14 protein-coding genes are annotated in these 23018 nt (G+C 39.8%); 10 read left to right on the top strand and 4 right to left on the bottom strand.

Annotation, left to right across the window (positions count from 1 at the left end; all coding sequences use genetic code 11):
* Positions 1 to 318: 318 nt before the first annotated feature.
* The 3 genes from B9Y87_RS04390 to B9Y87_RS04380 all read left to right on the top strand — a co-directional run bounded on the left by B9Y87_RS04390 (position 319) and on the right by B9Y87_RS04380 (position 6317).
* Complete coding sequence (locus B9Y87_RS04390; RefSeq protein WP_085496487.1) at positions 319 to 2493, top strand: alpha-glucuronidase family glycosyl hydrolase; 2175 nt, start codon at positions 319 to 321, stop codon at positions 2491 to 2493.
* Between the two features lie 48 nt (positions 2494 to 2541).
* Positions 2542 to 4203: a GH35 family beta-galactosidase gene (locus tag B9Y87_RS04385; protein ID WP_139827140.1), complete on the top strand. Its 1662-nt coding sequence runs from the start codon at positions 2542 to 2544 to the stop codon at positions 4201 to 4203.
* A 179-nt stretch (positions 4204 to 4382) separates the two neighbouring features.
* Complete coding sequence (locus B9Y87_RS04380) at positions 4383 to 6317, top strand: sialate O-acetylesterase (protein WP_085496485.1); 1935 nt, start codon at positions 4383 to 4385, stop codon at positions 6315 to 6317.
* A gap of 95 nt (positions 6318 to 6412) precedes the next feature.
* Here B9Y87_RS04380 and B9Y87_RS04375 read toward each other — a convergent pair whose 3' ends face one another.
* The 3 genes from B9Y87_RS04375 to B9Y87_RS04365 are packed head-to-tail and all read right to left on the bottom strand — an operon-like array spanning position 6413 to position 10387.
* A complete protein-coding gene (locus tag B9Y87_RS04375; RefSeq protein ID WP_085496484.1) occupies positions 6413 to 7144 on the bottom strand; it encodes an HAD family hydrolase in 732 nt (243 codons plus the stop codon).
* A 24-nt stretch (positions 7145 to 7168) separates the two neighbouring features.
* Positions 7169 to 8014 carry a DUF4249 domain-containing protein gene (locus B9Y87_RS04370; protein ID WP_085496481.1) on the bottom strand — a complete coding sequence of 282 codons (846 nt, stop codon included), beginning with the start codon at positions 8012 to 8014 and terminating at the stop codon, positions 7169 to 7171.
* Positions 8015 to 8020: 6 nt separating this feature from the next.
* A complete protein-coding gene (locus B9Y87_RS04365; RefSeq protein ID WP_085496479.1) occupies positions 8021 to 10387 on the bottom strand; it encodes a TonB-dependent receptor in 2367 nt (788 codons plus the stop codon).
* A gap of 870 nt (positions 10388 to 11257) precedes the next feature.
* On the opposite strand from B9Y87_RS04365, the gene B9Y87_RS04360 reads away from it, so the two are divergent.
* From B9Y87_RS04360 to B9Y87_RS04340, 5 genes are all read left to right on the top strand, one after another.
* The gene (locus B9Y87_RS04360) at positions 11258 to 11797 is read left to right on the top strand and encodes an RNA polymerase sigma factor (protein WP_085496477.1); all 540 of its coding nucleotides are present in this window, start codon (positions 11258 to 11260) and stop codon (positions 11795 to 11797) included.
* The gene (locus B9Y87_RS04355) at positions 11797 to 12342 is read left to right on the top strand and encodes a hypothetical protein (protein ID WP_085496475.1); all 546 of its coding nucleotides are present in this window, start codon (positions 11797 to 11799) and stop codon (positions 12340 to 12342) included. The genes B9Y87_RS04360 and B9Y87_RS04355 overlap by 1 nt, the downstream gene beginning before the upstream one ends.
* The gene (locus B9Y87_RS04350; RefSeq protein ID WP_139827139.1) at positions 12326 to 13414 is read left to right on the top strand and encodes a hypothetical protein; all 1089 of its coding nucleotides are present in this window, start codon (positions 12326 to 12328) and stop codon (positions 13412 to 13414) included. Before B9Y87_RS04355 ends, B9Y87_RS04350 begins: the two co-directional genes overlap by 17 nt.
* A gap of 75 nt (positions 13415 to 13489) precedes the next feature.
* Entirely contained in the window at positions 13490 to 14158 is a 669-nt protein-coding gene (locus B9Y87_RS04345; RefSeq protein ID WP_085496472.1) for a hypothetical protein, read from the top strand.
* A 1-nt stretch (position 14159) separates the two neighbouring features.
* Positions 14160 to 14375, top strand: coding sequence for a hypothetical protein (locus B9Y87_RS04340; RefSeq protein ID WP_085496470.1), 216 nt, complete (start codon positions 14160 to 14162; stop codon positions 14373 to 14375).
* Between the two features lie 48 nt (positions 14376 to 14423).
* Here B9Y87_RS04340 and B9Y87_RS04335 read toward each other — a convergent pair whose 3' ends face one another.
* Positions 14424 to 15320, bottom strand: coding sequence for a DUF808 domain-containing protein (locus B9Y87_RS04335; RefSeq protein WP_085496468.1), 897 nt, complete (start codon positions 15318 to 15320; stop codon positions 14424 to 14426).
* A 324-nt stretch (positions 15321 to 15644) separates the two neighbouring features.
* Here B9Y87_RS04335 and B9Y87_RS04325 point away from each other — a divergent pair, with 324 nt between their 5' ends.
* Positions 15645 to 20633 carry a translocation/assembly module TamB domain-containing protein gene (locus B9Y87_RS04325; protein WP_176225587.1) on the top strand — a complete coding sequence of 1663 codons (4989 nt, stop codon included), beginning with the start codon at positions 15645 to 15647 and terminating at the stop codon, positions 20631 to 20633.
* Entirely contained in the window at positions 20626 to 22953 is a 2328-nt protein-coding gene (tamL, locus tag B9Y87_RS04320) for a translocation and assembly module lipoprotein TamL (RefSeq protein ID WP_085496462.1), read from the top strand. Before B9Y87_RS04325 ends, tamL begins: the two co-directional genes overlap by 8 nt.
* Positions 22954 to 23018: the final 65 nt, after the last annotated feature.

Here is a 23018-nt window from a genome sequence, read left to right as displayed (position 1 = left end):
GACGTATCAATATAATTAGAAAAAATAGCATCCTAATTCAAATGCGACAAAATTACTAGAATGGGCAACATACGTGCTATTCTATTCAAGAGGAATCCAACACCTTTGAAGGAATACATATGTATTGAATAGCTGATTTTGGCACACGTAATAGACGTATTTTTTTAACCCATTTGGTTATATTTTAACTTGCAATTTGTTCCGTGGTTGTTGTCCAGAAGTTATTCCGAATATTACTAACCAATTTAGTTGTTCCCATGTTTATTCCATTCGATTATTATTCTTGTGAACCTAAAATTAAAAATCAAAGTTTTTAAAATGTTCCATATAAAAACCACAATATTAGTTTTCCTGGTATTCACAGTCTATGCCTATCCACAAGCCCACTATGGATATGATCTTTGGTTGGGATATGAAAAGATTGGTAATCCAAACTTATTAAAGGAGTATAAAGATCTGACCAAGGCAATTTATTTTGAAGATGGGAGTGATGTACTTAATGCTGCCAAAAAGGAATTGATTACTGGAATGGAAAAAATGCTGGGAAGCACACTTAATTTTAAGGAAACCCCAAATACCAATTACACCTTATTGATAGCCAAGGCCGCTACCATAGATCCTGCGCTTACCAAAAAACTCTCTGCCAATTTTTATGAAGTAGGAAGTGAAGGGTTTGTGTTAAAATCCGTTATCCACCGGGGCAAAAAGCTAATTGTACTTGCAGCCAACGAAGATATTGGAATACTTTATGGGGTATTTCGACTTCTAAATTTAATGCAACAGCAAAAGGATTTAAGAAATATTACCCTGATTGAATATCCCAAGATAAACTTGCGAATGCTCAACCACTGGGACAATCTGGACAGAACGGTAGAAAGGGGCTATGCAGGTTATTCCTTATGGAATTGGCATAAGTTACCCGAATACATAGACCAACGCTATTTGGATTATGCCAGGGCTAATGCCTCCATTGGCATCAACGCGGTCTCCTTGACCAATGTCAATGCCAATTCGCACATCCTAACCCCCATGTATCTGGAAAAAGTTAGTGCTTTGGCCAATGTTTTTAGACCATATGGCATAAAGGTCTATCTTACAGCTAGGTTTTCCGCACCCATGGAAATTGGAGGTTTAAAAACCGCCGATCCTTTGGACGCCGATGTTCGTCAATGGTGGAATGATAAAGTCAACGAAATCTACGCCTTAATTCCTGATTTTGGCGGCTTCTTGGTGAAGGCTAATTCCGAAGGACAGCCTGGTCCACAAAATTATGGTAGAAACCACGTGGACGGGGCCAATATGTTGGCCCAGGCCCTACAACCACACAATGGTCTTGTAATTTGGAGGGCCTTTGTTTATTCCGAACACGATCCCGAAGATCGGGCCAAACAGGCCTATTCCGAATTTGTACCGTTCGATGGTCAGTTCAGTGACAATGTATTGATCCAAACAAAGAACGGGGCCATTGACTTTCAGCCGCGCGAACCCTTTCACCCCATGTTTGGCGCCATGCCCAACACGCAATTGATGATGGAGTTTCAGATAACACAGGAGTATCTAGGATTTAGTACCCATCTGGTCTTTTTGCCCCAATTGTACAAAGAAGTATTGGATTCCGACACCTACAGCAAAGGCAAGGGGTCTACTGTAGCCAAGGTTGTGGATGGTTCCTTGGATCGCAACAAGATATCTGGAATGGCCGGTGTTTCCAATATTGGAAATGATCTTAATTGGACCGGACATCCTTTTGCCCAAGCCAATTGGTATGGTTTTGGAAGGTTGGCCTGGGATCCTTATATCAGTGCAGAGACCATAGCGGACGAATGGCTTAAAGCTACCTATTCCAATGACCCCAATTTTGTTGATCCGGTAAAAAAAATGATGCTTATCTCAAGGGAGGCGGTGGTAAATTATATGAATCCACTTGGTTTGCACCATATTTTTGATACAGGCCACCATTACGGCCCAGGGCCTTGGGTACATGATTTAAGCAGGCCCGAATGGAATCCTACCTACTATCATAAGGCAGACGCAAAGGGCATCGGTTTTAATCGTAGCCATAGTGGTAGCAATGCTACCGGACAATATGCTACTGAAGTGGCAAAAACCTTTAACGACCCCAAAACATGTCCTGAGGAATATCTATTGTGGTTTCACCATTTACCATGGGATTATACCCTAAAAAATGGTCTTAATTTATGGGATGGAATGGCCTTAAAATATCAAGAAGGGGTTGATCAAGTAGAAGAAATGATTGAGACTTGGAACAAAGCGCGACCCTATATTACCCATGAAGAATACCAAGAAGTACAAATGCTTCTAAAAATCCAATTGAAAGAGGCCCAATGGTGGCGCAACGCCTGCTTGCTCTATTTTCAGACCTATTCACAAAAAGCTCTCCCTGCAGGGGTGGAGAAATCAACAAAGAGCTTGGAATACTACCAGTCATTGAAATTTCCATTCGCTCCCGGTATCCGACCCCAATGGGATTGAAAGACCAACGATTAAAACATATATGCATGCCAAATAAATATATAAGGAATGAATAATTTTAAAAAAATTCTATCCAGCCTATTACTGCTATCCGTCTTTTTTGTTTCATCCCAAAAAAACCAATCCAATAAGTTAGGGGATACTGTAAGCGACACCATCCCCTATTTAAAAAAACAAGGGACAGCCACCCAACTTATCGTAAAGAACAAACCATATTTAATTTTGGGGGGTGAATTGGGCAATTCTACCTTTACCAGCCTTGAGAACATGGTAACCGTTTGGCCCAAATTAAAGGCAATGAACCTTAATACTATTTTAGCGCCTGTTTTTTGGGAGCTTATAGAGTCCGAAGAGGGAAATTTCGACTTTCGGTTATTGGACGACCTACTGTTTGAGGCCAGGAATAACAATTTTAAAATAGTACTGTTATGGTTTGGTTCTTGGAAAAATAGTATGTCCAGCCATGCACCTGCCTGGGTAAAGATCAATCAAAAAAAATACCCGAGAGCCAGGGATAAAAATGGAACAAGCCAAGAAATTTTATCCCCATTCAGCGAAAATAACCTACAGGCAGATCGCCTAGCGTTCAAAACCTTAATGCAACACCTTAGAGATGTAGACGGAAAGGAACAGACCGTTATAATGGTACAGCCAGAAAATGAAATTGGTATGTTGCCCTCCGCTCGCGACTATAGTCTAATGGCCAACAAGAAGTACAATTCCAAAGTGCCTGTGGAATTCATAAATTATATAACCGAAAACAAAAAAATACTAGTACCCGAATTCTATGAGGTTTGGAGTAGAAATGGTTTTAGAACCAATGGTACTTGGGAAGAAATTTTTGGTGTAGGGGAACACACCTCCGAAATCTTTATGGCTTGGTATTTTGCCAAATACACCCAAGAGGTCATCGCTGCCGGAAAATCGGTCTATCCGCTTCCCATGTTTGTTAATGCTGCCTTGAATGCAAAGGGAAAACAACCGGGAGAATACCCCAGTGCAGGTCCGCTTCCCCATTTGATGGACGTATGGAAAGCGGCCGCACCTTCCATAGATTTTTTATCACCGGATTTTTACAACCCGGATTTCAAGTATTGGAATGACCTTTATGTACGTCAAGGAAATCCCCTTTTTATTCCAGAACATAAATTTGATAATACTGTGGCAGGAAAGGCTGCCTATGCCATTGGGCATTACCAGGCCATGGGCTTCTCCCCTTTTTCCATTGAATCTTCAGACGATCCGCTTAATGAGCCCTTGGGCAAAATATACAATCTTATCAACCAGCTTACCCCCCTTATTACAAAGTACCAAGGTTTGAACCGTATGGATGGAGTATTATTGGACAAGGAAAATGCAGGGAACATTGTAAGCTTGGGCAATTATGAATTTACCTTTAATCACAGCTATAAATTAGGTTGGGAGGCTGAAGCCGAAAATGAAACATGGGATATGGCCGGGGCCATAATCATACAATCTGGAAAAAAGGAATTCTATGTGGCTGGAAATGGCGTTTATGTGACCTTCAAAAACATTAAAGACCCCAATTTAAAAGTGGGTATTCTAAAGGTTGACGAAGGGATATTCGAAAACAAAAAATGGAAAGTAATACGACACTTGAACGGAGACCAGACCCATCAAGGTCGTCATCTCCGAATTTTTAAGGAAAACTATAAAATTCAGCGCTTGGAACTTTATGATTATGAATAAGCAACAATAAATGGTTAAACCTCAGGGCAAGTCATGAACCCATTAATAGGAATCGACCCAAGGGTCGAGATATCGAACCTAGATCCCGCCGAAAAAAGCGGGATTGGTTCACCTTACAATTGTTAGTGCGTCTTACTGCCTTCTCAAAATTGAGTTTCACTAATAAAGACCTAAATAAAATGAACATTAAAAAAACTCTTTTTCTACTGGTTTTGGTTTTGCACATCCCCATATTAAGATGTCAAATAAAACTGCCCAAGCTTATTAGTGATGGTGCCGTTTTACAACGCGATACCGAAATTAAAATTTGGGGCTGGGCCTCCCCCGAAGAAGAAATTAGCGTCCATTTTAAAAACAAAATATACCTGACCAAAACGGACAACCAAGGTAATTGGCATATAATCATGCCTGCCCAAAAGGCTGGCGGCCCCTATAAAATGGAGCTTAAAGGTGGCAAAAACACCATTACCCTTCACAATATTCTAATTGGGGAGGTTTGGCTCTGTTCTGGCCAATCCAACATGGAACTGACCATGACACGTCTTCAAGATTACTATGCCGAAGCTATAAAAAATTCCAAAAATCCCAAAATTCGGCAATTTTTGGTGCCAGATGCCTATAATTTTATACAAGAACAGTCAGACTTAAGCAATGGCACTTGGATGGAAGCATCACCAGAAAACCTAATGGAGTTTTCAGGAGTTGCCTACTTTTTTGCCAAGGAACTCTACGAAGAATTTGAGGTCCCCATTGGCCTGATCAATGCCGCTTTGGGCGGCTCCCCCGTTGAGGCCTGGTTGAGCGAGGACGCCTTAAAACCTTTTGATACAGCCTATAACACACTGCAACGCTTTAAAGATCCAGACCTGATTTCCAAAATAGAACAAAAAGACCAAAAGCGTCAGCAAGATTGGTTTGCCCTACTAAATGAAAAGGACAAAGGTTTTATAAAAGGATCGGAATGGTTTCTAAAGGATTATAACGATGCTACATGGAGTAATATGCAAGTTCCAGGTTATTGGGAAGATCACGGCCTCCCTAATGTTGACGGTGTAGTCTGGTTTAGGAAAACCATTGAAATTCCTCAAAATATGGTGAATAAGGAAGCAAAATTATGGCTGGGAAGAAGCGTAGATCAGGACCATGTTTATGTGAACGGTACTTTCATTGGTAGCACTGGATATCAATACCCTCCCAGAAAATATACAATTCCCAATGACTTACTGGTTACTGGAAAGAATACCATCACCATTCGTTTGATAAACCAACAAGGAAAAGGCGGTTTTATCATGGATAAACCCTATTTCCTTTCCGTTGGCAAAGACAGCATAGATTTAAAAGGCAGTTGGAAATATCAATTGGGAACCATTATGGAACCTTTACCAGAACCAACATTTATTAGGTGGCAACCGTCCGGTCTCTTCAACAGCATGATAGCCCCATTATTAAATTACAAAATTAAGGGAGCTATATGGTATCAGGGAGAATCCAATACCCAAAATCCAAAATTATATTATAACACTTTTCCTGCCTTGATAAACAACTGGAGAGCTAGATGGAATATAGGGAATTTCCCATTTATATATGTGCAATTGGCCAATTATATGGAGGAGGCCTTTATGCCTTCCGAAAGCAATTGGGCAGAATTGAGAAACGCTCAATTAAACACCCTTAAACTTGCCAATACGGGTATGGTGGTTGCGACCGATCTTGGGGAATGGAATGACATACACCCATTGGACAAAAAAAGTGTTGGGCATCGATTGGCATTGAACGCCCAAAAATTGGCCTACCATAAAAATGTGGTGAACTCTGGACCTATTTTTAAATCCTCAGAAATTAGGGATAATCAAATTGTAATCTATTTCGAGGAGGTGGGAAGTGGATTAATGGCCAAAGATGGCTTGGCACTTCGACAATTTCAAATATCAGGACCCGATAAAAATTTTGTTTGGGCAGATGCCAAAATAGTTGAAAATACAGTGGTTGTTAAAAATGATTCCATTACCAACCCAACTTATGTCCGATATGCCTGGTCAGACAACCCTGCTGGCGCCAATTTGTACAACAGGGACGGTCTTCCTGCCTCGCCGTTTAGAAATTATGACCCCTAACCTTAACGTCTATAACTCAACTGCAATAATAATCAAGGTAATTCTACTCAGCCATTTCGCTACTTCCAAAATTTACCATGAAATTGCCCTGGGTCCTACTTCTTCATTTCAATAAAATGGTACACCCTATTGATAAGTTCCTTGGGGTCGTCTATTACAAAAGCAGGGGCCAGTAATTTTGCGGCATGCACCTCACTTCTGGTAAGGGGGTTGGTTACCGCAAAGACGTTCATCCCTGCGGCAAGTCCCGCCTTAATTCCATTTAACGAATCTTCAATTACCAAACATTCTTCAGGTTCCATTTGCAGCATTTCCTGTACTTTATGATATATCTCCGGATGTGGCTTTCCCTGGACAATATCAGCGCTTGTTAGAATAATATCGAGTTTACCACGGATTCCCATTGCCTCTATCACCATGTCCGCCTCAAAGCGATGCGACATGGTAGCCAATACCGTTCTAAAATTATCCTTGCGAACTCTGCGCAGCAACTCCAAATTATACTTGCAAAAATGACTGGATAAAAGTGTTTTATCGTTCAACATTTGATGATATATGGCAAGTCTACTTGTAATTATCCTCTCTTGTACAGCTTCCGAATCCAAGCCATCCAAATGTTCGGTTAAAGGCTTCTTATATTCCTTAAAAAGTCCATCTACCACACCTGCCCTGGAAAGCCCAACATACTTCCCAAAACTGTCCAACACCATTTTTTGGGATACGGCCCCCTTCGTCATAATCTGAATGGCCTGTGCGTAAGACTCCGCTTTTAATACTTCGGTATGAACCAAGGTTCCATCAAGATCAAAAATTATTGCTTTTATCATCTTGTAACTAAATTGAACATAGCGTTATTGGAAGGTATAACTTTTTTTCACCATTTCCGTTAGTCTAAAGTATCCGTAGGCATAATTATCCGGATTGCTTTCATTGATGCAATTTCCTTTAAGGGGTACGGGCGTGGAACTAAAAAGACCAGTACCTCCCGACTGTTCTATAAGGATTCTTATAAAATTGTAATACTGTTCGGAGATACCATAAAATTCAATGTCGACGATATCACCAGGAACAAATGCCTCTATTTTATCTGTGCTTTCATCTTCCTCCTTCTCAAAATACCAACTAATTTCGTTCCCGTTAACGAATTCGTCATCAGCATCCTCCAAATAGGGCAAAAGATCGCCCTGCTTCTTAAACTTAAAGAGGTAAAAATTATCCTCTTCCTCGGGATCTGTAAATATAACGTTAACTTCTAGATCTTCATCATTAAAGCCTTTATTTCGCGATTGGGTTAGATCGGTAATATCCACTACGGGCATCAATCTCTCTGTGGCCGTATAAGTCTCATTATTATAAATTACCTCCAAGGTATATGTGCCGTTTAGTACAGGTTCAAATGAGGTAGTGGTATATTCCCCATTGTTTTGGTCCTCAAATACATATGTTGCCCCATTGGTATTGTTGGTGACAATAACGGATGCCCCTATTGCACTGGAATTGTCATTGTTGCCAAAATAGGGTGTGGAAGTACTCAGCTTAATAGTTTGCTCATTCCCTGAAGTACCTTTTTCCCAATCCAAGGAGGCTTCGATTGTTAATCTTGCAGGTGCCGTTTGTACGTCAACATCTATCACATCGGTACATGCACTAAAAGTGATTAGGATGGAACTAATTGCAAGTGTTATATATTTTTTCATTTTATATTAAAATTTAAAGTTATAGGTTATAGATGGCACAATGCCGAAAATAGCCGTTCTGGTGGCTTCATTGGCCCCAGTATCCACATTCTGTCCAAAAGAAATGGAAGCAGCATTTTTAAGATTATAAACGTTGTACAAACCAAAGACCCACTCCCCTTTCCATCTATTGTTGGGTTTTCTATTGGGTTTATAATTAGCGGAAATATCCAGTCTATGGTAGGCAGGCAGTCGATCGGAATTGCGATCCGAGTAACTGGCAATGGACAAATCCTCATAAGTATATTGACCATTGGGATAGGTGACCGGTCTTCCCGTTTGAAATACCAGATTGGTTCCAAACGACCATTTCTCATTTAATTCAAAGGCCCCAGTCAAAGAGAAATCATGGGTCCTGTCATAAGCGGTATTGTACCACTTACCATCGTTGATCCCCAGACCTCCGGCATTACCCCCGGGAGTTCGCTGTTCCGATTTTGACAAGGTATAGGCAAACCATCCGGTAAACTTACCTTCATTTTTTCTGGCCAAAAACTCAAGACCATAAGCCCTGGATTCCCCGTTCAGAATTTCTGTCTCAATATTATTGGTCCCTATTAGATCAGAACCGTCTATATAATCTATTCTGTTATCTGTGGTCTTGTAATAGGCTTCCACCTCCATGGAATAACGCTTATCATCAAAATTTCTAAAATAGCCCAAGGCAAATTGATCCGACAATTGTGGTTTTACAAATTTTCCGCTGGGTGTCCAAACATCTAGAGGCGTTACCGAAGTGGTATTGGACAATAAATGAATATACTGCGCAGCCCTTGAATAGCCCGCTTTTAAAGCCGTTTTATCATTCAACTGATATGCCAGGGAAACCCGTGGTTCCAAATTTCCAAAAGTTTTAATACTTTCACTTTTTTCATAATCGGTCTCACCAATAGCCCTGCCCCTTTCGTAGATTCCTAAAAGTTGGTTGTACACCACCGGTTTGTCATCCTCATATTCTGCCATAGCCTGCCCACCCATTCGGCTGAAGGCACTAAAACGCAGACCGTACTGTACCGTAAGCTTATTGGTCAGCATGTGTTCTGCATTAATGTACAATGCCCCTTCAAACGCCTTTTTCCTGTCCAACGACAAAGGGTTGACTTCAGATGTTTCCGATGTAGGCAGAATTTGTCCGGGATCAAAATCGTAATAAATACCACTTGCCCCAAAATCCAGTTTAAATTTTTCACTGGTATAATACTTCAGATCATATTTTATATTGTAGTTGTTTATGGAGGAAACCCAATTGAATTCTTCAATTACAATACCCAGATCATAGTCGTATTTACTATATATCAGCGATAGGTTGGAGAAAAGCCTGTCGTTAAAAATATGGTTCCAGCGCAAATTTCCGGACAGGTTTCCATAACTGCTATTAAAACTTTCTCCAAATTCGAAGGCATCCCTGCCAAAATATCCGGATAGAAAAAGCTGGTTACTTCCATTTAGGTTGTAATTGGTTTTTAGATTTAGATCGTAGAAATTGGCACTATTATCTTCTCCTGCTGCTTTCAAAAGCAAATGGGCATATGATCCCCGTCCTGCAATTAAAAAAGAACCCTTTTCCTTAAACATAGGGCCTTCCAAGGCCAATCTGCTGGAAATAAGTCCGATTCCACCGGTCATAGCAAAATTTTTACTGTTCCCATCCTTCTGACGCACGTCCAGAACCGACGAGGTTCTTCCTCCAAAACGCGCAGGAATACCGCCCTTGTAAAGTTTAATATCCTTAATGGCATCAGCATTAAAGACCGAAAAGAAACCTAACAAATGGGATGTATTGTAAATAATGGCCTCATCCAACAGCACCAAATTTTGGTCGGCCGCACCCCCTCTAACATGAAACCCACTGGAACCCTCCCCATTATTGGTAACACCCGGTAGCATTTGAAGGGATTTTATTATATCCAATTCCCCTAATACCACTGGCATCTGTTTCACTGTTTTAATATTTAATTTGGAAACGCTCATCTCTGGCTTTCTTAGGATGGCACGTTCCGGTTCCTCTGCCGTCAAAACTATTTCGTCCAATTGTGTGGAAAACTCCACTATTTCAAAATCTATTTTATGATCCTTATCCAATGTTATATCCTTTTTCAATTCTGTAAATCCGATATAGGATATAATCATATTGTAATTCCCTTTTGGAGCGGTAATGGAATAAAAACCATATTCATTGGTAGTGACACCTATGGTAGTCCCTTCCAAAAAGACCGAAGCTCCAAAGAGGGTTTCCCCATTACTAATATCCGTAATGGTACCACTTACGGTATACCTTTCCTGAGCGGACATTATGTTCGTAAATAATATAAATGCTAAAAAAATATTTTTCATTCTTTGATTGTTGAATTTTTCATTATTGATAATTCGTTTATTTCTATGATTTTGTACCCAAAACAGGCCTTTGCCGTTACCTTTAGTTTTGATTGATGAATAAACCCCCTAGGTGTTGGGTACCTCTGCCGATTACTTTTTAATTGATACTACATCCAATTCTCTCTATAATTAAAATGGTTAATATTTCTTTTTTAGTCCCGCTCAAGTCCATTTCACCATACTGTCCTATTAATTCTGCACCTATTACTGTTTACTGCCATTGGCGGTCCACTGTATAAAGGGTTCCCATGGGCATTGAATATTTCCATGGCAAAATTGTAAATTGAATTCCATCCAAACGTTCGGCAATGAAAATCCGAACCTTATTTTTAAGTAAGACCATCTTTTTAGTGTAATAAATTTGGCATACCGTTTACTATATTTTAAAGCTTTAGGACATGGTATTATTGGGGTATACCTTTGCGCGTATTAATATACCTTGGGTATTTACCAGTCCATCCCAACTCCTTAATTTTAGGATTTACCAAAATTGTATAGCCAATACATAACGAACCATATTCCTTTATAAGGAACATTGGTTTTTTTAACTTGATTTCTAGATTTCAATTTTCATCCGTACCTGACAATACATATCCTATTGACATTTCAAAAAAATAAAAGTTGCATATACCATGAAAAAAAATAAGATTCTTGCCTTCATAATGCCATCAGCTAAAAATAGTACTATAAGGGTATTGGACTATGTTGGACCCAGCGCGAAATAAAAGAGTGAAAAATATTTTTCCATATAGATGCAACTTTTGCCCCTATTATTTGTCTATTACTATGAAATTCCCCTCGTTTGGACTTTTAAAACCAATTTTTTAGTTGAAAACCAATATCCGCTTTACACACCAAGAACTTGTTGAAAAAAGCAAGTTGGGCGATCGAAACTCGCAGTTTCTGTTGTATGAACATTATGTAGATGCCATGTACAATGTTAGTATGCGCATGTTGTGCAGTAAGGAGGATGCCGAAGATACCGTTCAGGACAGTTTTGTTGAGGCATTTAAGAATTTGGGAAATTTTAGATACGAAAGCACCTTTGGCTCTTGGCTAAAAAGAATTGTCATTAATAAAAGTATTAACCATTTAAAACTAAAACGGATTCCTTTGGAGCCCATGGAGGACCATGAGTATCATCTCACTGAAGAACCTATTGAAAATGTAGAGGACCTAGATATTGAAAAAGTAAAGAGAGGTATTAAAAAGCTGCCACCAGGTTACCAACAGATCATACATCTATACTTAATAGAAGGCTACGATCATGAAGAAATAGGGGAAGTATTGGGAATATCACAATCAACCTCTAAATCACAGTACCATAGGGCAAAGAAAAAGTTACTTGAAATTATAAAAGAAATGTAATGGATTATTTTGAAAAACACATAAGGGACAACAAGGCACTGTTCGACGAACACAAGGCGGACAGAGCTAAAATGTGGTCCAAAATAGAATTGGAACTGTCCAATACCGAGCCTAAGGTAGTTCCGTTGTGGAAGTCTCCGATATTAAGAGTGGCAGCCAGTGTTGTATTGCTATTGCTACTTTCTTTCCTAATTGGTATAACGGTCTATGACAGTCAACAGCCAGGCGGGCAAAGCAATATGGTCTCCCAAGAGCTTATGGATATAGACATGCATTATAGCAACTTGGTACAGCATCAGGTGCAATTAGTGAAAGATCATCCGGACCTATCACGGGAGGATAAGGAGGAATTTCTATCGTTCATGGATGAATTGGATGAAGAATACGAAGTACTAAAATTGGAAATGCAAAAGAACCTCAGCAATGAAAGGGTCTTGGAAGCCATTATTGGTAATTATAAAAAAAGGATTGAACTCATAGAAAACTTATTGAGGCAAATAAACGATTCAAAAATGATAAATGACGATTATGGATACACCTTATAAAAACTCGCTATTATGCCTAGCTATGGTCCTTATGGCCAATATAATGCTAGCACAGGAAAAAGTATCGAAAACCATATCGGAGACTTTTGAAATGACCAATGCTGGAGAACTCCAAGTAGATAATAAATATGGCAACATAACCATTCATGGTTGGTCCAAGAACAATATTTCCATTACTGTAGATATCGTTACCTCCCATAAAAAAAGGGAAAATGCACAAAACCTATTGGATCGTATTGAATCCAACATTAAGGTAATGACCGATTTTATAACTATTAGATCGGAAATAGCCGAAAAAAATAAAGGCTTTTTAGCCGAGTATTTCAGTAAAGCAAATCCGTTCGACTTTGACCGAAGCAATGTACAGATTAATTATTCCATTTATTTACCGGTCAATGCGGTGGTGGATATTAACAATAAGTTTGGCGACGTAATTCTAGAGGATTGGACCGGCAAATTAAAAATAGACGTGCAGCATGGGGATATTTGGATCAACAAGAACCTTAAAAACGCAGATATTGTCCTAAAATACGGTAAGCTGAAGGCCAAGAATATACATTTTGGAAGCATCAATTTAAAAAATGGCAGTTTGTCCCTTGGCAAATCCAAGGACTTAAGACTCACCAGTAGCGGTTCGGTTATAGATGTAGAGGAAATTTCCTCCTTGGAACTCTATTCCAGCAAGGATGAAATTACCATTGATGCCGTGGAAGCCATACATGGGGCATTGGAATTCTCCAATGTGGCACTGGCAAATTTGGATGATGAAATTGATCTGGTCATGAAAATCGCAGAATTTAAAGTATCTAACATTCACAGTGCGGATGCCCAGATTAACATTCAGCAACAATCCTCAGAAATTGTTCTTAATGTTCAGGATTTCTCCTTCAGGTTTAATGCCACCTTGGAAGAAGGTCTGTTGCGCCTACCAAAAACCTTCGAAAACGTAGAAACCCAAATGGTGGATAAGGGAAAAAGAATACGCGATATAAAGGCTACCTACGGTAATTCCAAACAAGGTTCTATTTCCATTACGGGAGAAAAAGGAGTAATTCTTTTAAAGGAACATTAAAAAAAATATAAAAACGTGCAACTTTTTACAGCATTTGTTGTCTACTATAACATCATCAATCAAAAATAAAACAGTATGAAATTAAACAAAGCAATTTTACTTCCCCTTTTATTGGGTTTCCTAAACACTACTTATGCCCAGGACACTAATGGCGATTATGTAGAGTTTAACGATCGAAACAACGTAGTACACGGGGTCTATCTAGGTTTAACGACCCACTATGGGGAAATTAAGGATAAGGACACCTATTTTACCAGTTTAAAAGTGGCCTACGTGGCCAACCAACAATTCGAAATAGGTTTTGTAGGTACCTTCTTTTATTCGGATCAAAACGTTTACCGAGGCATATCCAGTTATGATGAAGATCTAATTGGGGCCTACGGAGGATTACATTTAGAACCCATCTTCTTTAGCAAGTCTTTGGTAAACCTATCCTTTCCAGTGCTGATTGGAGCTGGAGGCATGGGTTACATAGATGACAACTACAACGACCATGATTTTGACGAACAAGAATTTGAAGATAATGCACAGGCCCTATTTATAGTTGAACCGGGGATCAACGCCTTGTTCAATATTTCCAGGTATTTACAATTGGAAGCTGGAGTAAAGTACCGGTTTTCCAGTAGTGTAAACGACACCGATAACTTTGACCGCCTTAAGCGCATAAATGGTTTCTCGGCAGGGATAGGTGTTAAAGTAGGTATTTTTAACATGGGCAGGAACAGATATAAGAAAAATTTTTAACATGAAAAATAGAACCAATACGCTCTGCAGCATTTGCCATGATGTAATTGAGACCCAACATGTTTTCTCCGAGGACAATCAGGTTTATTTAAAAAGAAATAGGGTTGAGTCATCAAATGGGACCATCCTCAAAGACCAATGGTATCCCATAAATTTCCAATGGATATCGGACATGGAGCTAAGAAATAGCTTAGCGCTGCAATCAAACTTAGAATAGTTGCCAAAATGGCTTCTCCCTAGTTTTAAACGGCATATTTATCAATATTTATTGGTGGTGGTTATTTCGATTTGGCCATATCATAGGCAAAACCTTCTTAAATACAATGACCACCAACAAACAAATGAAACCTATAACCAGACCGGCCAAAAATTCCCCCACTATGGCTGGCAATGCCTCTAACCAATGATGAAGAAAATCCAGGTTATGCACAAAAATACCTCCGGACACCAGAACGAGGGCAATAGTTCCAATTACCGATAAACTTTTTATAACAACAGGCAGTGCTCCTACCAAAAACCTGCCAACAGAATCGGATAGACTGTTCTTCTTCCCATTAAGCTCTATAAGTTTTAATCCAAAATCGTCCATCCTTACGATCAGCGCTACTATTCCGTATACCCCTGCTGTTGCCACCAGAGCTATTATGGTAACTACCATTACCTGTGTCCAAATGGACTCCTGAACAACTGTTCCTAGAGCTATGATGACTATTTCTACAGAGAGAATAAAATCGGTTATAATTGCCGACTTAATTTTTTCCTGTTCCAAAAACAAGATTTCATTTTTAGTTAAATAAGTTTTTGCTTTCTCTTCCTTTGGGTGATTGTGGGGTACAAAAAATTCATAGATCTTCTCGGCCCCTTCATAGGATAGATAAAGTCCGCCCAACACCAAGATTACCGTAACCGCAATCGGCACAAATGCACTGAGCAAAAAGGCAATGGGAAGAATAATCAATTTGTTCAGTATGGACCCTTTTGTAATGGCCCACAGCACTGGAATTTCCCTAGAAGAAACAAAACCAGAAGCCTTTTCGGCATTTACCGCCAAGTCATCTCCCAAAATGCCGGCCGTTTTCTTACCTGCAATTTTTGTCATTGCCCCAACATCATCCATTAAACTGGCAATATCGTCCAGCAAAGCAAAAAATCCTGATGCCATTTAATTACACGCTAATTAATTAATGTTAATTTTTTCACTACTATTTTTTGTCGCCAATACTGCGACTCCATGCCGGCAAATATATTTTATAATTTCTATACCTACATTTTAATTACAAGAATAGGTCCTTTTCCCCAAAAATCCAGGCTCAATAAAATCCAATCTTGCCCCAATACCCCATTAGCCACCAACCAAACCTGCCAATTATTGCCTAATATATTTGAACTAATACCCTTTAACCGTATATTTTATTTAATAAGTTAGCATAAGTATCGTAAAAGCGCATTTTCTATTTCGCTAATGATGATCTTTGGGCTACGAACTATGACAACAACCAAGTCAAAATATCGATTTCTTAGAAGGGCCGCCAAAGTTGTTTTGGTAGTTGCTTTGCTTTTTATTGCATTGATACTTATCATTAGAAGCCCATGGGCCCAGAATTTCATCGTAAACAAGGCAACACATTACATATCCGACAGGACCAACACCAAAGTTGAAATAGACCAACTATTTATAACTTTTTCTGGGAACGCTTTTTTAAAAGGACTATACCTGGAGGATCAAAAAGGGGATACCCTACTGTATTCCAAAACCATGGAGGCAAATGTACCTCTTAGAGTCCTGTGGTTCCAAAATGAATTGAACATACAGTCACTTAAATGGGCTGGTTTACGCGCTCAGATTGAACGAAATTCCGATTCGGAGAAATTTAATTACCAATTTCTCATTGACGCCTTGGCATCGGAGGATACCATTACCCAAAAATCAGATGCCAGGCCAATGAAGGTAAAAGTAGGTACTCTTGATTTTTCCGACTTTAAACTATCCTATAATGATAGGGCTTCGGGTTTAGAGGCCAAACTGCACATGGGCTCCCTATATTTAAATGCCAATAAGACCGATCTTGAAACCATGCATTACGAGTTGGACGAGGTAACTCTATCGGATACCAAAATCCAATACAAACAAAGCAAACCTTTTGCCCCTCAGGACAATCCGGACACAAAACATCCTTACTTGGTGGTCAACGAACTAAATTTGAACAATATTCTAATAGATTACAATTCCTTAGCTGAAAATGTAGTGGCAAAGGTACGTTTGGGGGAATTTAAACTGGACCTACCCAAAGCTGAACTTGCTACGAACGAGGTGGAAATAGCATTGTTCTCCTTAAAAAACTCGGATATTTCCCTACAACTCCAAAAGGATAACCCAGTGGTTACGGATTCTACTGAGATTTCCACAAAAATGTCGGCCTTTTCTTGGCCCAATTTCGCTTTGGCGGCAAATAAAATTTCCCTCGAAAACAATTCTTTGCTTTACCAGATAAACAATACTCCATCGTCCATAGGGCAATTTAACCCCAACCATATCGCCTTATCCAATCTTACTTTGAACGCAACGGACGTCAAGTACCAACCTCAAAATGCCAGTCTAAACTTGGACCGATTTTCATTCTTGGAAAAAAGTGGCTTCACTCTAAACAATTTAGCCATGTACGCCAATCTAAACGATACCTCGGCCTCCATTTCGGGATTAAAAATGGAGACTGGCTCAAGTAACTTGGATGGAACACTGGAAGTGGCCTATCCTTCAATAGAAAAACTAATAGAGTCCCCAGGGAACACAAAGGTAGACCTGCAATTCAACCAGATAAAACTGGCACTTCAGGATGCCCTTTATTTTGAGCCTACCCTAGCAGAAAATGAATATTTTACCATTGGCCAACAGCATCCCATTAGTGGCAATTTAAATATACAGGGAACACTTAATGATCTGAACATTCCCAAATTAAACTTGAATTGGAGCAACACTGCCCTGACAGGGGAAGGCAAACTATTCCGGGTAACCGAACCCGATTCACTTTCCTTCGATATTCCAACCTTCAAAGCCACCTCCACCATTGCGGACCTAGAGTTATTTGTAACCGAAAAGGACCTGAATATTTCGCTGCCCCAGACTATTATGGTCGAAGCCCAGGCGAAGGGCAGTTTAAAAAACGTTTCCGGGAAAGCCCTTATAAAAATTCCCGAAGGCACTGCCCAAATCACGGGAAACTATTCCAATCTAAATACGATTAACTTTAACGGTAACCTTCAAGTGAGCGATCTACAATTGGGCAAGTTGTTGAAAAATGATCAACTGGGCACTGCAGCATTTACTATAAATGCATCCGGAAGCGGTAGCAGTGCCAATACTTTGAATGCTGAAATGGATTCCAAATTCACCCAGCTTTCCTTCAAAAATTACGACTTTTCAAATCTCGATCTCAATGGAAAAATCCGTAACGGAAAAGGCAACATCAACCTTAATTTCAAGGATGGGAATCTAAATTTCACTTCCCGGACAGTAGTAGATTTGGATTCCTCAAATTCAAAATATGGCCTACAACTAAATGTAATTGGTGCGGACCTTCAGGCCCTTGGAATTACTACCGAAAATATCAAGGCGGGGCTGGAAATGGAAGCCGATTTTACGGGCAACCCAAAAGACTTTATACTGGACGCTTCAATAAAAAATGGGGTAGCTGTTTACGATGGGCAACAATACCAAATGGGTGAAGTGGAAATTAAATCCAAAATCGATACCCTTAATACGGAAGTTGCCATTATCAGTGATTTTCTTCGCGGGAATTTATATTCCAATGGCTCTCCTCAAGGTATAAACATTTCCCTAAAACAATATTTTAAAAATTATTTTCAAGATTCAATAGTACATAGCTCCGCTGCCGACACTTTAAAACTAAAAATGGAATTGAAACTGATTCCAAATTCCATTCTAACCAAGGTATTTTTAAAAGATCTGGAACAATTGGACTCCATAAGCGCACACGCCAATTTTGATGCGGCCAAAAGAACCTTGGAATCCGGCTTGCAAATACCCTATGCCAGATATAAGGGAATGGCACTTGACAGTCTGAGCTTTTCTATAAATGGGGATGCTGGGAATCTTAATTTCAAGGCAGGTCTGGCCAACCTCCTGGCCGATCCGGTGGACCTCGGAAGAACCCTATTTGAGGGGAGATTGGACAATAGGCAATTATTGGTTGATTTCAGTTCTTACGATGGCCATGAAAAAATAATGCACATTGCTTCCGAAATAACCCTGGACAGAGACACCACCCTACTCCATATCAATCCCTTAGAATTAATAATCAATAAAAAAGAATGGACCATTCCTCAGGACAATCAAATATCCATATCAGATAACCTTTTGGAATTCCATAAAGTAACCTTAGAAAGAAATTTACAAAAGTTAAGCCTTGTAAGCACAGATTCCGAAACGGAGGAAAAACCTCTGAGGCTATCCTTTGAGCAATTTAAACTACAGACCTTTATGGGCATGCTAAACCCCTACAGACCTCTGGCAACAGGGATCGTGAACGGGGATTTCACACTTGAAAATCTATTCGGTGCCACCGGGATCGTGGCAGATTTTAATATAACCGATTTAGAGGTTTTAGAACATGCACTTGGCCACCTAAGTCTGAATGCCAATTCCAAAACCAATGGGACCTACGATTTTAATCTCGCTTTAAAGGGCGGTGGTGCAGATATTGACCTTAACGGGGATTATGCCGCATCCGAAACTGGCGCACAACTAAATTTGGATCTTGATCTAAATAGGATAGACCTCCAGTTTATAGAAAAATTCTCCCAGGGAAGTTTGAAAGATTCCCATGGTACGCTATCCGGAAATATTGTTGTTTCCGGGACAACTTCTTCCCCACTTTATTCCGGTTCCGTTAATTTTAAGGATACCGATTTTAATGTAGCAACATTAAATTCCGTATATAGGATTTCCGATGAAACACTTAAAATTGATAACAAAGGAATTTATTTGGACAATTTTCAGATTACGGACGTCAATGGCAGCAACTTTATAGTGAACGGTTCCATTGGCACTGAAGAATTAACAAATCCAAAATTCAATATCAGCTTAAATGCCCAACAATTCCAAGCCCTAAATTCCACAAAAGATGATAACGAATTGTTCTATGGCAAGTCCAGTTTTGATCTGGACCTAAGTGTTAAAGGCTATTTAAGGCTCCCGGTCATAGAAGGGAGAATCCGGGTCCGTAAAATAACCGATATTACCTATGTAGTCCCCAAAGAGCAGTTGGATGTGCAGGAACGTGAAGGAGTGGTCCTTTTTGTAAACCGTGAAAATCCCGATGCCATCCTTACCAGAAACGACCAGGAAGAAACCCCTGCATTTTTTTCCGGCATGGATATCAATGTTATTTTGGAAATTGCGGACGATTCGGATTTTAATATCATCATTGATGAACGTACCGGAGATAACCTTAAAGTTTCTGGCAATGGAACGCTAAATCTGAATATAAAACCCAACGGCTCAACAAATCTCACTGGCCGGTACGAACTAAATTCCGGGCATTATGAGACTTCTTTATATAATCTGGTAAGGCGAAGGTTTGAAATTAACCCGGGCAGTACCATTGTTTGGCAAGGCGTCCCAACGGATGCCAAACTGGACGTGACCGCCGTATACGAAGTAGCGACTTCTGCATCACCACTAATGTCGTCCGTAATTTCTGGGGAAGATATAAGTGTTGTCAACAAATACCGCCAAGTACTCCCCTTTTTGGTATACCTTAATGTTGAAGGGGAATTATTGGAACCAAAACTGTCCTTTAGACTGGATATGCCCGAAAACGAACAAGGCTCCCTTGGAGGGGCTGTTTACGGTAGGGTTCAACAGTTAAACCAACAAGAAGCAGAGTTGAACAAACAAGTGTTTTCCTTATTGGCACTTAATAGATTTTATCCCTATTCTGGCAGTGACGGAAGCCTGGGCGGTACGGCAGCCATTGCAAGGGATAATGTAAACAAGGTGCTATCTGGACAGATCAACGCCTTTTCTGATAAGGTTTTTGGGAAATCGGGATTTGAGATCGATTTTGACCTGGACAGTTTTACGGATTACCAGGGTGAAAGTCCACAGGACCGCACCCAATTGAATATCAATGCTAAGAAAAAGTTGTTCGATGATAGGTTGGTAGTAACGGCAGGCAGCGCTTTGGATGTTGAGGGAAGTGCGCAATCAGGCCAAGAAGAAACCCCGATTATTGGTAACGTAAGTCTAGAGTATTTACTTACCAAAGATGGCCGATTTAGACTAAGGGGCTTTAGAAAGAACGAGTACGAAAATATCATAGACGGTCAATTGATCGTCACAGGAATAGCTCTAATTTTCAATAGGGAATTCAATAAATTCAGTCAGTTATTCAATCCCCTGAAAGAAACAAACACATCTGAGGACAAAGATAAGGAAGATAAAAAAAATGAATAGGATTTTGAGGGCAACCCAAACATTTTACTATGCGCTGATATTGCTAATAATAGCTAGCCTATACTCCTGCGGTGTAAGTAAATTTATTCCAAATGGGGAATCCTTGTACACGGGCAGCAAGATCAACATAAAAGCCAATAAAGAAATAGGAAAGACCAAAAAGGTTTCCCAAGAATTGCATACCCTTCTGGAACCTGAACCCAATTCCAAAATTCTGGGGACAAGGCCAGGGCTTTACTTCCATTATAAAGCCCAGAAGAAAAATCCAGGTTTTCTAAACCGATGGCTAAATAAAAAGTTCGGGGAAGAACCAATATATCTATCCGATGTAAATCCACAACGTATAGAGCAACTAATGCTGAACCGCCTGGACAATCGTGGCTTTTTTTACAGCAAAGTAACTTCCAAGTTGGACAGTACCCAGAAACATGCTGCCCTGAGCTACCAAGTGGAACTCCAACAGCCCTATACACTGGAACAATTTAAGTTGGATAAAGATTCCTTGCCAATTTATAACGATATATCCAAAGCCCTTACCCAAACAGAAATAAAGATAGGAAAACGGTTCGACCTGGAACTGATGAAATATGAAAGGCAACGTATAGACCAAGAACTAAAGCAAAAGGGATATTACAATTTTAATCCCGATTTTTTAATTTTTGAAGTAGATACCAATCGATATGACAACAAGAAGTTCGACCTTTTTCTTAGACTTAAAAAAAACGTTCCAAAAAAATCCCTTTTTCCTTATACCATTGATTCCATTGCTGTATTCCCCAACTTTTCAATAGATACGGATACCATTTCGCCCTCCAGAGCCACTAAGATCAATGGTATAAGCTTTTTTCAGAAAGAAGAATTTTTTAACCCGGAAAAACTGGAGCCTTATATTTTGTTTGGGCTAGGTCAAAAATACAATTCACGAACGGCCGGTCTTACCAGTAATCGGCTGTCTTCCCTAGGTACCTATAAATTCGTAAATATTAGATTCAATGAAAAGGACACATCGGCTACGGATAGTGTAAGGTCCTTGTCCGCAGACATATACCTTTCGCCCCTCACTAAAAGATCGGTTCGTGCAGAATTTCAGGGAGTTACAAAATCCAACGGTTTTGCCGGTCCCGGAATTGCTGTATCCTACAACAACCGGAACCTGTTCAAAGGGGGCGAGACCTTTGGCATTACCGGAAACTTCGCCTATGAGACACAGCTTTCAGGAGGAAAAAATACCGGCCTAAGTAGTATTGCAGGAGGATTGAAAACAGATTTAATAATTCCTTCCCTCATTCCGTTTTCGCCAAAAAGATTTAAATATGCTGTTCCAAAAACTAAAATAAGTTTGGGAACAGATTTCTTGAAGCGCACTAAACTTTATACCTTAAATTCATTTAACGCCACCTTTGGATATACCTGGAACGCCAATAGATTTGTTTACCACGAACTCAACCCAATTAATGTCAACTATGTAAAGCTCTCCAATACCACCGAAGAATTTTTAGCAATTTTGGACAATAATCCATTTTTGAGTCAAAGTTTTCAACAGCAGTTTATTGCCGGATTAAATTACACCTTCACCTATAATGAATTGGTAGACGGCAACAACAATAATCCATTTTTCGTATCTACAAGTTTGGATATTGCAGGAAATACTTTGAATCTCCTTAGTGGTTCCAAGACCACCATCTTTGGACTTGAATATGCCCAGTATGCCAAGGCCGATGTTGATATTCGATATTATTTAAAATGGAAAAAGGAACAAGCATTGGTAGCCAGACTTTATGGCGGATGGGGCCTTCCTTTCGGTAACTCCACCACTCTACCCTTTGTAAAACAATTTTTTTCCGGAGGGCCCTATAGTGTAAGGGCGTTTAAAATCAGATCGCTGGGTCCAGGCACCTATAATTCTGAAGAAAATGGCACCTCTTCCTTTTTTGACCAGTCCGGTAATCTAAAGTTGGAAGCCAATCTGGAATACCGCTTTCCAATATGGTCCTATTTTAAAGGAGCCATTTTTGCCGATGCCGGAAACGTCTGGTTGACCAATAATTTCGAAATTTCAGAGGATGAACCGGCAGAGAGTCGCGCGTTCAACGAAGAATTGCTTGCCAAAGGAAAATTTGGGTCCAATTGGGCCAAGGAATTGGGTATAGGTGTGGGTTTGGGCCTTAGGATAGACATACAGAGCTTTGTGTTGCGTTTCGATTTTGCTTCTCCTTTACAGGTTCCCTACCTGCCCAAAGGGGAACGGGTCAGAATACCATTTTTTGATGGTGGCAGTAATAATCTCATCTTTAATTTCGCCATCGGGTATCCGTTTTAATGCTTTCTAGATTTTAGGTATCCATTCTATTAAAAAAATCATAAAATTTTCATTATCAAGCAAAT

This window comes from Arenibacter troitsensis (assembly GCF_900177645.1).
In the GTDB taxonomy this organism is placed as follows: Bacteria; Bacteroidota; Bacteroidia; order Flavobacteriales; family Flavobacteriaceae; genus Arenibacter; species Arenibacter troitsensis.
Note: the sequence above shows the minus strand (reverse complement) of the source record. Positions and strands in the feature narration are given on the sequence as shown.